9 protein-coding genes are annotated in these 12101 nt (G+C 71.9%); 7 read left to right on the top strand and 2 right to left on the bottom strand.

Features of this window, described 5'->3' with window-relative positions:
* The first annotated feature begins 67 nt into the window (after positions 1-67).
* From IE269_RS22465 to IE269_RS22455, 3 genes are all read left to right on the top strand, one after another.
* The gene (locus tag IE269_RS22465; RefSeq protein ID WP_229898071.1) at positions 68-598 is read left to right on the top strand and encodes a MarR family winged helix-turn-helix transcriptional regulator; all 531 of its coding nucleotides are present in this window, start codon (positions 68-70) and stop codon (positions 596-598) included.
* Positions 599-740: 142 nt separating this feature from the next.
* Positions 741-2843: an MMPL family transporter gene (locus tag IE269_RS22460; protein ID WP_189824878.1), complete on the top strand. Its 2103-nt coding sequence runs from the start codon at positions 741-743 to the stop codon at positions 2841-2843.
* A gap of 47 nt (positions 2844-2890) precedes the next feature.
* Positions 2891-3184 carry a hypothetical protein gene (locus IE269_RS22455; protein WP_189824877.1) on the top strand — a complete coding sequence of 98 codons (294 nt, stop codon included), beginning with the start codon at positions 2891-2893 and terminating at the stop codon, positions 3182-3184.
* Between the two features lie 4 nt (positions 3185-3188).
* On the opposite strand, the gene IE269_RS22450 is transcribed toward IE269_RS22455, so the two are convergent.
* Positions 3189-4121 carry a GlxA family transcriptional regulator gene (locus IE269_RS22450; RefSeq protein ID WP_189825061.1) on the bottom strand — a complete coding sequence of 311 codons (933 nt, stop codon included), beginning with the start codon at positions 4119-4121 and terminating at the stop codon, positions 3189-3191.
* Between the two features lie 341 nt (positions 4122-4462).
* On the opposite strand from IE269_RS22450, the gene IE269_RS22445 reads away from it, so the two are divergent.
* The 4 genes from IE269_RS22445 to xdhC all read left to right on the top strand — a co-directional run bounded on the left by IE269_RS22445 (position 4463) and on the right by xdhC (position 10975).
* Positions 4463-5770 (top strand): MFS transporter, encoded by a 1308-nt coding sequence (locus IE269_RS22445; RefSeq protein WP_229898069.1) that lies wholly within the window; start codon positions 4463-4465, stop codon positions 5768-5770.
* Positions 5771-6313: 543 nt separating this feature from the next.
* Positions 6314-7780, top strand: coding sequence for a xanthine dehydrogenase small subunit (locus tag IE269_RS22440; RefSeq protein ID WP_189824876.1), 1467 nt, complete (start codon positions 6314-6316; stop codon positions 7778-7780).
* Entirely contained in the window at positions 7777-10164 is a 2388-nt protein-coding gene (gene xdhB, locus IE269_RS22435) for a xanthine dehydrogenase molybdopterin binding subunit (RefSeq protein ID WP_189824875.1), read from the top strand. Before IE269_RS22440 ends, xdhB begins: the two co-directional genes overlap by 4 nt.
* 1 nt (position 10165) lies before the next feature.
* The gene (xdhC, locus tag IE269_RS22430) at positions 10166-10975 is read left to right on the top strand and encodes a xanthine dehydrogenase accessory protein XdhC (RefSeq protein ID WP_189824874.1); all 810 of its coding nucleotides are present in this window, start codon (positions 10166-10168) and stop codon (positions 10973-10975) included.
* A 62-nt stretch (positions 10976-11037) separates the two neighbouring features.
* On the opposite strand, the gene IE269_RS22425 is transcribed toward xdhC, so the two are convergent.
* Positions 11038-12009 (bottom strand): helix-turn-helix domain-containing protein, encoded by a 972-nt coding sequence (locus IE269_RS22425; RefSeq protein ID WP_189824873.1) that lies wholly within the window; start codon positions 12007-12009, stop codon positions 11038-11040.
* Positions 12010-12101: the final 92 nt, after the last annotated feature.

The following is a 12101-nucleotide window of genomic DNA, read 5'->3' as shown; positions in this document are numbered from 1 at the left end:
TGCAAGGGTTCGGCCGGAATTTCACAGCTTCATGAGCTGGAAATTCACGGCTCTATAAGCTGAACCCGTGGCCAGTACAGGTGAACGAGACGACTCCCCCGCGAACCCCGGACCGACACCGCCCGACCCGGCGGCGGACGACGCGGGTGCGCCCGACGCCTCCCTCCAGGCCTTCGCCGTCCAACTGCGCCGTATGAACGGGGAGATCAACCGCCTCGTCCACGGCTTCGCCGCCCGCCAGGGCCTGCACGCCACCGACGTCCAGGCGCTGGCCGCGATCCTGGACTCCGAGACCCCGCTCACCCCCGGCCTGCTCCGTGAGCACCTGGGGCTGACCTCGGGCGCGGTGACCGCGTGCCTGGACCGGCTGGAGGGCGCCGGGCACATCCGGCGCTCACGGGAGAGCGCGGACCGCCGCGTGGTGCACGTGCACTACGAGCCCAGCGCCCGGTCCGCCGCCCGCAGCCACTTCCTGCCGCTCGCCGCCGCCACCGAGAACACCCGCTCCCGCTTCGACGGCGACGAACTCGCCCTCGTACTGCGCTTCTTGACCGACCTCAACGCCGAACTCGGCGAAGTGCGCGCACCACGTCGCTGAAGATCCCTGCACGGCGCTCCCCCAGGCCATATATTTCAATCATTGAGATTGTTTCCGCTTGAGATATGTGGAGACAAGGGGTGGAGACAGGGGGCAGCAGGCTCCCTGCCGGAAACCCTGATCACCTTGTACCGGGAGCACGATGTCCACCTCTGCCCGTTCCGCCCGCTGGCTGGTCCCGCTGGTCCTGCTGATCGTCTGGCTCGGCGTCGGCGGCGCGCTCGGCCCCTACGCCGGAAAGCTGGGCCAGGTCGCCACCAATGACCAGGCAGCCTTCCTCCCGCAGAACGCGGAGTCGACCCGCGCGATCGAGGCCCAGAAGGCGTTCCGACAGGACGAAACCCTGCCCGCCGTCGTCGTATGGACCCAGGAGGGGGACAGGAAGGGGGAGCTGGGCAAGGGGCAGGCCGATGCCGCGACCCGCGCACTGGCCTCCCTCAACGGCTCCCCCGGCCTCGCCGGGCGGGCCTCGCCCGCGCTCCCGTCGAAGGACGGCAAGGCGCTCCAGGGTGTCGTACAACTGCGCCCCGACCTCGGTGACGAGCTGGCTCCGACGCTGGAGCGCGTGAAGAAGGCAACCGGTCAAGTGGACGGCACCAAGGTCGAGCTGGCCGGGCCCGCCGCCAGTCAGGCCGACCTCAAGGACGCCTTCGCCGGGATCGACGGGCTGCTGCTCGGGGTCGCGCTGGCGGCCGTACTGCTGATCCTGCTGCTGGTGTACCGCAGTGTGCTGCTGCCGTTCGTGATCATCGTGGGGGCGGTGTTCGCGCTGGGGCTGGCGAGTGCGGTCGTGTACGTGCTGGCCGACCACGACGTCGTACGCGTGGACGGGCAGGTCCAGGGCATCCTGTCGATCCTGGTGATCGGTGCGGCGACCGACTACGCGCTCCTGCTCACCGCCCGCTTCCGGGAGGAACTCGCGGGTGGGGCCGACCGTTTCACCGCCGTACGGGCCGCCTGGCGGCAGTCGGTCGGGCCTGTGACGGCCAGCGCTGCGACGGTCGCGCTCGGGCTGCTCGCGCTGCTGCTCAGCGACCTCACCAACAACCGCGCGCTCGGCCCGGTCGGGGCGATCGGCATCGTGTGCGCGGTGCTGAGCGCGCTGAGCTTCCTGCCCGCCGTGCTGGCCCTGCTGGGCCGCGCCGCGTACTGGCCGGCCAGGCCGAAGCCCGCGACCGGCAAGGGCGGGAGTGCCGGGCTGTGGCAGCGAGTGGCCTCGCTGGTGGACCGCGCTCCGCGCCGGGTGTGGGCGCTGTGCCTGGCCGGGCTGCTGGCGTGTGCGGCGTTCGCGCCGATGCTGACCTCGCGGGGCGTGCCGCTCGACGAGATCTTCGTCAACGACGCCCCCTCGGTGGCCGCCCAGCGCACCCTGAGCGCGCACTTCCCGGGCGGCTCCGGCAACCCGGCTGTGATCATCACGGATGCCGCGCAGGCGAAGGCCGTCGAGGCCGCCGCCGAGAACACCGACGGCGTCGCGGACGCCGCCGCGGTGACCGCCTCCGGGCGGCCCGGGGGCGGGGCGCCGCTGGTGGTGGACGGCCGGGTGCGCATCGACGCGACGCTGGACGACGCGGCCGACAGCGACGCCGCGAAGGACACGGTGGCCCGCCTGAGGGACGCGGTGCACGCGCTGCCGGGGGCGGAAGACACGCTCGTCGGCGGGTACACGGCGCAGCAGTACGACACCCAGCAGACCGCCGCGCAGGACCGCGTGCTGATCGTGCCCGTCGTCCTCGCGATCATCCTCGTGATCCTGGCACTGCTGCTGCGCTCGCTGCTGATGCCGTTGCTGCTGGTGGTGACGGTCGCCCTCAACTTCGTTGCGACGCTGGGGGTTTCGGCGCTCGTCTTCCGGTACGTCTTCGGGATGAGCGGCACCGACTCGTCCGTACCGCTGTACGGCTTCGTGTTCCTGGTCGCGCTCGGCGTGGACTACAACATCTTCCTGATGTCCCGGGTCCGCGAGGAGTCCCTCGCGCACGGTGTCCGCGAGGGCGTCCGGCGCGGGCTCACCGCGACCGGCGGGGTGATCACCTCGGCGGGTGTGGTGCTCGCGGCGACGTTCGCGGCCCTCGGGGTGATCCCGCTGGCGTTCCTGCTCCAGATCGCGTTCATCGTGGCCTTCGGCGTGCTGCTGGACACGCTGGTCGTACGGTCGCTGCTCGTACCGGCGCTGGTACGGGACATCGGGCGCACGGCGTGGTTGCCGGGGCGGCTCAGCAAGGCTCCGGCGGAGAAGGGCTGACGGGCGGGGGTGGTCGCGCACTGCCGCGGCGGCGTAGTCTCGGCGGCATGGCCGATCTCCTGCCGCCGCTGCTGATCACCTGCGGCCTCCTCGCCGCCGTCGCCGGGTTCGCCCTGCTGGCCCGGCACGTCCGGCGGCGGGGTACGGCCGGTGCCGGGGTCGCCGCAGCGCTGGCCTCCTGGGAGGAGGCGTACCGGGTGACGTCGTACGAGGCGTACGTGGAGGTCAGGGCGCAGGCGGAGCGGCAGACTCCGGTGCTGTCACCGGACGGGCACTGGCGGCCCGGTGGATACAAGGCACGCTCCTCCCACCTGCGCCGACTGCTGCGCCGCCGACGCTGAGCCCTCACGGCTTCGTACGGAAGGCCCTCCGGTACGCCGCCGGGGTCGTCCGCAGCGCGGAATGGAAGCGGCGGCGGAGGTTGACGGCCGAGGAGAGGCCGACCCGGTGGGCGATGGTCTCGACCGGGAGGTCGGTCTCCTCCAGCAGGGCGCGGGTGGCGTCGATGCGCCGGTCCAGCAGCCAGCGGCCGGGACTGATGCCGAGCTGCTCGGTGAACCGGCGGGTGAGGGTGCGGGCGGAAACCTGCGCGTGCAGGGCCATGTCGGCGACGGTGACCGGCTCGTCGAGGCGGTCGGCGAGCCAGTCCAGGAGCGGGGCGAGGGAGTCGGCCACGGGTTCGGCGGCGGGCAGCTCGGCGTACTGGAGCTGGCAGCCCTCGCGGTGCGGCGGCATGACGAGCTGCCGGGCGACGCGGCGTGCGTACGCGGCCCCCTGGTCGGTGCTGACCAGGTGCAGGCACAGGTCCATGCCGGCCGCCGCGCCCGCGCTGGTGGCGACGTCGCCGTGGTCCACGTACAGCACGGCGGGATCGACCCGCACCTGCGGGAAACGGACGGCGAGTTCGGCGCTGCGGGCCCAGTGGGTGGCGGCGCGGCGGCTATCGAGGAGGCCGGCGGCGGCGAGGACGAAGGTGCCCGAGCAGATGCTGATCACGCGGGCCCCGCGCCGGTGCGCCTGGCGGACCGCGTCCGCCACAGCGGGCGGCACGTCGGTGCCGGGCGGTTGGTCCCAGCCGGGGACGAGCACGGTGTCCGCCTGCTCCAGCGCGTCCAGGCCGTCGGTGACCAGGAGGTCGTATCCGGCCTGGGTACGTATCGGGCCCGGCTGCTCGGCGCAGATCCCGAAGGCGTAGCGGCGGGGGACGTCCGGGCCGTGGTCCCCGAAGACCTCGGTCGCACAGGCCAGCGCGAGCGCCGACTGCGGGGCACTGATCAGGGCGACGACCCGGTGCGGGGGCGGTTCCGGGACACCGTGCGCGGCGGCGGACGCGGTGCAGGCCGGGGTCGCGGCGCCGCGCGCGGCGCCGGACGAAGCCCGGACCGGAGCCGGAGCCGGAACCCCGCGCGAGGCGGCCGACGCGGTGCGGACCGGGGTCGCGGTGCCGCGTGCGGCGGCGGATGAAGCGCGGGGCGGGACCGCGGTGCCTTGCGAGGGCGGCAGCGGGGAAGCGAGGTGGTGGTGCTGCGGTGACGGGCGGGGCGTCATGGCGGGAAAGTACCTCATCATGTCGTTCCGGACACCTGGATCCGCCAATTGGTCTGAACCAGTATGGGCGGGTGACGAACTCGCAGAACCAGACAACCAGCAAGCAGCGGACGTCCGGCAGGCCGTGGCTCCGCGCGGGCGGTCCGGCCGCCGGTGCCCGACTCCCCCTGTGGGACCGGCCCTTCACCCTCTTCTTCGCCGCCCGTACGGTCTCCCAGCTCGGCGACGCCATGATGCCGGTGGCCGCCGCGCTCGCGGTCGGCGCGGTGTACGGGATCTCCGGGGTGGGCCTCGTACTGGGCACCTGGACGGGGACGTTCGTCGCGCTGGTGCTGTTCGGCGGGGTGCTCGCCGACCGGTTCGGGGCGCGCCGGATGATGGTCGGCGCGGATGCCGTACGGGTCGTCACGCAGGGCGTGCTGGCCGTCGCCTTCTTCGCCGGGACTCCCCCGTTCTGGCTGCTGGTGACCATGGCGGCGCTCGGCGGTGCGGCCGTCGCGATGTTCCTGCCGGGGATGAACGGCATGGTCCCGCTGATCGCCCGCGAACCGCAGCGCGCCAACGCCACCCTCAAGGTCGCCGACGCGCTCGCCCATCTCCTCGGGCCCGCCCTCGCCGGTCTGCTGATCGCGGTCACCAACGCCGGGACGGTGTACGCCATCGACGCGGGCACCTTCGTGCTCAGCGCCCTGTGCCTGGGGCTCATCCGGCTCGCCCCGGGCATCTCCACGGCGGGGCAGGGCAGTTCGCTGCGCCGGGACCTGCGGCAGGGGTGGCGGGAGTTCCGGGCACGCACCTGGATGTGGTCGGTGATCCTGATCTGGATGGTCTACGGGGTGCTGGTGTTCGGCCCGCTGGTGCCGCTGAGTTCGGGGCTGATCGGGTCGCGACTGGGCCCGGACGCGTACGGTCTGGCGGTCTCGTTCCTGGGTGTGGGCACGGTGCTCGGCGGGTTGTTGGCGCTGCGGGTGCGCCCGACAAGGCCGCTCGCCGCCGGGGCGGTGGCCATGGCGCTGTACACCGTGCTGCCGCTGTGCGTGGCGCTGGACGCGGGGCTGCCCGTACTGCTGACGGGGCACGTGCTCGGCGGCGGTGCGATGGCGTTCTGGTCGGTGATGTGGGCGACCAGCGTGCAGACCCACACCCCCGCCGCCGTCCTCAACCGGGTCTCCGCGTACGAACTGGCGGGCTCGGTCTCGGGCATCGCGCTCGGCCAGATCCTCGCGGGGCCCGCGCTCGCGCTGGCCTCCCCGGCGCGGCTGCTGATGGTGTCGGCGGGCGTGTGCCTGGTGGGGTGCGTGGCGCTGTTCGCGATCCCGGCGATACGGACGCTGCGGCGCGCGGCCGTGGGCGAGGGTTCCGCGCCGGCGACCGGATGAACGTACGCGGGGATCTGATGGACGATGGCCGTACGCAGGGACCGGATGAACGTACACACCGCCTTGGAGCATTTGCCTCTCCGCTAGGAGCTTCCACCTAAGTGCCCGCGCGTTGCCGCAGGTTCCTTGACCCGTCTGCCTGCGGCGACTTAATTTCGAACGGCTCCACAAAGGAACAGTTCCACCGCGAAAAAGCTCAGCCCACGAGCCGTCCAGCCGAAAGGAGGCTTAGTCGGATGACGATCCTCTCCGACCTGCATCGCCTCGCCCGGCGCACCGCCTGGGTTCCGGGTCGTGTGGCCCACGGCTGCTGAGGCAGCCCCTTCGCCGGCGCGACCCGACCGAGGGACCCGGCATTCTCTGCACTCCTGCCACTTGCCTGCGGCGCAGCACCCGCCTCCCCGCGTACCGACCCGCGATCCCGGCTTCCCGGGCGCACGGTCGATGGCTGCATTGCCGTAGGTTGCACCGCCATAGAGAGAAAGCTCCCGAAATGCCCGCTACGGCGACCAGGTCGACTGTGCCCCAAAAAGAGGTTTTGCCATGGTAAGCGCGCGAATTACGGTCAATGGGAAGGAAACCCCCATTGCCCCGGACGCACCCCACACCACAGTGCTCGACTTCCTGCGCGAGCGCGGCCTGACCGGGACCAAGGAGGGCTGCGCCGAGGGTGAATGCGGCGCCTGTTCCGTCCTGGTGGCCCGGCCCGGTGTCAACAAGCCCACCGACTGGGTGGCGGTCAACGCCTGCCTGGTGCCGGCCGCGGCGCTGGACGGCCAGGAGGTCGTCACCGCCGAGGGTCTCGCCACTCCCGGTGCGGACGGCACGCCCGCGACCCTGCACCCGGTGCAGGAGGAGATGGCGGTCCGCGGCGGCTCGCAGTGCGGCTACTGCACGCCCGGCTTCATCTGCAGCATGGCGTCGGAGTACTACCGGCCCGACCGCTGCTCGCACGACGCTTCGGAAGCGGGCGAGGCCGACGCCGAGCACGGCCCCAACGGCTTCGACCTGCACTCGCTGAGCGGCAACCTGTGCCGTTGCACGGGCTACCGCCCCATCCGCGACGCCGCCTACGCGGTCGGCGAGCCCGCCGAGGACGACCCCCTCGCCCAGCGCCGCGAGCAGGCCGCGCCGGAGCCGGTGGCCACCTCGTACACCCAGGGCGACAGCACCTTCCTGCGCCCCGCGACGCTGGAGGAGGCCGTACAGATCCTGCGCGACCGGCCCGAAGCGGTCCTGGTCGCCGGAAGCACCGACTACGGCGTCGAGGTCAACATCCGCTCCCGGCGCGACACGTGCGTCGTCGCCATCGACCGGCTGCCCGAGCTGCGGGAGCTGCGCGTCGAGTCGGAGTACCTGGAGATCGGCGCGGCGGTCACGCTCACCGAGATCGAGCGCCGCCTGGACGGGACCGTACCGCTGCTGGCGGAGCTGTTCCCGCAGTTCGCCTCGCGTCTCATCCGCAACAGCGCCACCCTCGGCGGCAACCTCGGTACCGGCTCCCCCATCGGCGACAGCCCGCCGGTGCTGCTGGCGCTGGACGCCTCGCTGGTGCTCGCGAGCGCCGACGGGGAGCGTGTGGTCCCCCTCGCGGACTACTTCACGGGCTACCGGCAGAGCGTGCGCCGCCCCGACGAGCTGATCCGCGCGGTGCGCATCCCGACGCCGCTGTCGCAGGTCACCGCCTTCCACAAGATCGCCAAGCGGCGCTTCGACGACATCTCCAGCGTCGCCGTCGCCTTCGCGGTCGACATCGAGGGCGGCATCGTCCGCAAGGCCCGCATCGGCCTCGGCGGCATCGCCGCCACCCCGATCCGCTCGCTGGCCACCGAGGCTGCCCTGGAGGGCAAGCCCTGGACGCAGGAGACTGTGGATGCGGCCGCCCGCGTCCTGCGCGGCGAGGGCACCCCGATGAGCGACCACCGGGCCAGCTCCCTGTACCGCTCCGCGATGCTGGGCACGAGCCTGAAGAAGCTGTACGCACAGACCACCGAGGCGGTTTCGTCATGAGCCATCTTTCCGAACGCCCCGAGAAGCCGGTCGTCGGCGTCTCCATGCCGCACGAGAGCGCCTACCAGCACGTCACCGGCACCGCGCTCTACACCGACGACCTCGTGTACCGCACCAAGGACGTCCTGCACGCCTACCCGGTGCAGGTGATGAAGGCGCACGGCCGCATCACCGCCCTGCGCACCGAGCCCGCGCTCGCCGTGCCCGGCGTGGTCCGCGTCCTGACCGGTGCCGATGTGCCCGGCGAGAACGACGCCGGCATGAAGCACGACGAGCCGCTCTTCCCCGACGAGGTCATGTTCCACGGCCACGCGGTGGCCTGGGTGCTGGGCGAGACCCTGGAGGCGGCCCGCCTGGGAGCCGCGGCCGTGGAGGTCGAGCTGGAGGAGAAGCCCGCGATCGTCACCGTGGGCGAGGCCATCGCGGCGGAGAGCTTCCACGGTGCGCGCCCGCACATGGAGACCGGTGACGTCGACGCCGGTTTCGCGGACTCCGCGCACATCTTCACCGGCGAGTTCACCTTCGCCGGGCAGGAGCACTTCTACCTGGAGACGCACGCGGCGCTGGCCATGGTGGACGAGGGCGGTCAGCTCTTCATCCAGTCCAGCACGCAGCACCCCTCCGAGACGCAGGAGATCGTCTCGCACGTCCTCGGCGTCCCGGCGCACGAGATCACCGTGCAGTGCCTGCGGATGGGCGGCGGCTTCGGCGGCAAGGAGATGCAGCCGCACGGCTTCGCGGCGATCGCAGCCCTCGGTGCCAAGCTCACCGGCCGCCCGGTCCGCTTCCGCCTGAACCGCACGCAGGACCTGACGATGTCCGGCAAGCGGCACGGTTTCCACGCCTCGTGGAAGATCGGCTTCGACGCCGAGGGCCGCATCCAGGCCCTCGACGCCACGCTGACCGCCGACGGCGGCTGGAGCCTGGACCTGTCGGAGCCGGTGCTGGCCCGCGCGCTGTGCCACATCGACAACACGTACTGGATCCCCAACGCACGGGTCAACGGCCGCATCGCGAAGACCAACACGGTCTCCAACACGGCCTTCCGCGGCTTCGGCGGCCCGCAGGGCATGCTCGTGATCGAGGACATCCTCGGCCGGGTGGCCCCGCAGCTGGGCCTGGACCCGATCGAGCTGCGCGAGCGCAACTTCTACCAGCCGGGCCAGGGCCAGACCACGCCGTACGGTCAGCTGGTCACGCAGGCCGACCGGATCTCCGCGGTCTGGGAGCAGGTCAAGGAGAACGGCAACCTCGCCGACCGCAAGCGCGAGATCGCCGCGTTCAACGCCGCGCACCCGCACACCAAGCGGGCCATCGCGCTGACCGGCATCAAGTTCGGCATCTCGTTCAACCTCACCGCCTTCAACCAGGGCGGCGCGCTGGTGCTGATCTACAAGGACGGCTCCGTCCTGATCAACCACGGCGGCACCGAGATGGGCCAGGGCCTGCACACCAAGATGATGCAGGTGGCGGCCACCACGCTGGGCATCCCGCTGCACAAAGTGCGGCTCGCCCCGACCCGTACGGACAAGGTGCCCAACACCTCCGCCACGGCGGCCAGCGCGGGCGCGGACCTCAACGGCGGTGCGATCAAGAACGCCTGCGAGCAGCTGCGCGAGCGCCTGCACCAGGTGGCCGGGACGCAGCTCGGCGGCAACGCCTCCGACGTACGCATCGTGGAGGGCGTCGCCCGGGTCCTGGGCAGCGACAAGGAACTGGCCTGGGACGACCTCGTCCGCACCGCCTACTTCCAGCGCGTCCAGCTCTCGGCCTCCGGCTTCTACCGGACCGAGGGACTGCACTGGGACGCCCAGGCCTTCCGCGGCACGCCGTTCAAGTACTTCTCCAACGGTGCCGCCGCGACCGAGGTCGAGGTGGACGGCTTCACGGGTGCGTACAAGATCCGCCGGGTCGACATCGTGCACGACGTCGGCGACAGCCTCTCCCCGATGATCGACATCGGCCAGGTCGAGGGCGGCTTCGTGCAGGGCGCGGGCTGGCTGACCCTGGAGGATCTGCGCTGGGACACCAGCGACGGCCCGCACCGGGGCAGGCTCCAGACGCAGGCGGCGAGCACGTACAAGCTGCCGAGCTTCTCGGAGATGCCGGAGGAGTTCAACGTCACCCTGATGGAGAACGCCACCGAGGAAGGCGCGGTGTACGGCTCCAAGGCCGTCGGCGAGCCTCCGCTGATGCTGGCCTTCTCCGTACGAGAGGCACTGCGGCAGGCGGCTGCGGCGTTCGGCCCCGCCGGGACGAGCGTCGAGCTGGCGTCCCCGGCGACGCCCGAAGCGGTGTTCTGGGCCGTCGAGTCGGTCCGGGAGGCTTCCGCAGAGGGTGCCGAGGGCTCGGCCGTCGGCTCGACCGCGCTCAGCAATGCCTGACATGACCTGGGTGGCCGCGGTCGCGCGGTTGCGGGAACGCCGGGAGACCGGCGTACTTGTGACCGTCGCGACCGTGCGCGGCCACGCCCCCCGCAAGGCCGGCGCCAAGCTCGTCGTGGGGCGCACCGAGACGTGGGGTTCCATCGGCGGCGGCAACATCGAGGCCGTCGCGATCGACCGGGCCCGCGAGCTCATCGCCGCGCGGGGCGCGGAGCCGGAGCTGATGGATTTCGCCCTCAACGACAAGGTGTCGGGGCCGCACGGGGTGCAGTGCTGCGGCGGGGCGGTGACGGTGCTGCTGGAACCCCTGCCGGTGGTTCCGGCGGTGGCGGTCTTCGGGATCGGCCACGTCGGCATGGAACTGGCCCGCATCCTGTCCCGACACGAGCTGGACCTCCACCTGGTGGACACCCGGCCCGAGATGGTCTCCGCCGAGCGGCTCTCCGTCCTGTCGGACGCGGTGGCCCAGGTGCACGCGCACCATGTGCCGCTGCTGCCGGAGGAGGTGCTGGCCGAGCTGGCGCCCGGGACGCACGTGCTGATCATGACGCACGACCATGCGGAGGACGCGGCGTTGTGCGATGCCGCTCTGCGCACTCCCGGTCTCGGCTCGATCGGGCTGATCGGGTCGTCCGCGAAGTGGGCACGCTTCCGCAAGCGTCTCGCGGACGAGGGGGGCCACGACGACATCACGATCGACCGGATCAAGACCCCGATCGGCCTGCCGGACATCACCGGCAAGGAGCCGGCCACGATCGCGGTGAGCGTGGCGGCCTCCCTCCTCCTCGCCTTCGAGGCGGACCGAGGCTGAGGAGCGCCCCCGTCAGGGGCGCGGGGAACTGCGCAAAACGCCGGCCACAACGCCCCGCGGGTTTAGGTGAAGGGGCGGGTCTGGGGCGAATCCGCCCCGGCACCGGGTGCCGACACCCCACCGGGTGCCGACCCGACCGAGCCCGCCCCACGCCCCAGCGGCCCCGGGTCGGTCACCCCCCAGCTGGCCAGCAGCCTCAGCCCCTGCTCCGACTCCGAGCCCGGCTCGGCGTGGTACGTGACCAGGGACTGGTCATGGTCCTCGGGGAGGCGCAGCGTCTCGTACGACAGAGTCAGGTCCCCCACCACCGCATGGTGCATCCGCTTCACCCCGTGCCCCTTCTCCCGCACATCGTGCCTGGCCCACAGCGTGCGGAACTCCTCGCTCTTGACGGAGAGTTCGCCCACCAGGGCGGACAGCAGCGGGTCGTTCGGGAAGCACCCGGCGTCCATCCGCAGGAAGCTCACCATGTCGGACGCCTTCTGCTCCCAGTCCACGAACAGCTCGCGCGACGCCGGGTGCAGGAAGCAGATCCGCGCCCAGTTCCGCTCCTCCGCCGGCAGCGCCCCCCAGTCGCCGAAGAGGGCGGCGGCCATGCGGTTCCAGCCGAGGATGTCGGACCTGCGGCCCACCACGTACGCGGGAACCCCCTCCATCGCGTCGACCAGCTGGAGCAGCGCGGGACGCACCCGCTGCGGACGCGCCCCCCGCTTCTTCTTGTGGGCCTTGGGCTTGGCCAGGTGCAAAAGGTGGGAGTGCTCCGCGTCCGTCAGCCGCAGCGCGCGGGCGATGGCGTCCAGGACCTCCCCCGAGACGTTGCGGCCGTTGCCCTGCTCCAGACGCGTGTAGTACGCCACGGACACCCCTGCCAGCTGCGCCAGCTCCTCGCGGCGCAGCCCCGGCACCCGCCGGTGGCGGCCGAAGTTCGGCAGGCCGACGTCCTCCGGCTGGAGCCGGGCCCTGCGGGTGCGCAGGAACTCGCTCAGTTCGGCGCGGCTGTCCAGGGGCTCGGGGGCGGGGAAGGAAGCGTCCATGGATTCCAGTATCCAGGGTCGTACGCATACGAGACTGTCCCCGCCAGTAGTAGGAACACTGGACGTAGGCAGAGCGGTGACCTGGGTGAATG

The organism is Streptomyces spiroverticillatus (assembly GCA_014650415.1).
Taxonomy (GTDB): domain Bacteria; phylum Actinomycetota; class Actinomycetes; order Streptomycetales; family Streptomycetaceae; genus Streptomyces; species Streptomyces spiroverticillatus.
The sequence above is the reverse complement of the archived record's forward strand: the minus strand, read 5'-3'. Positions and strand labels throughout refer to the sequence as shown.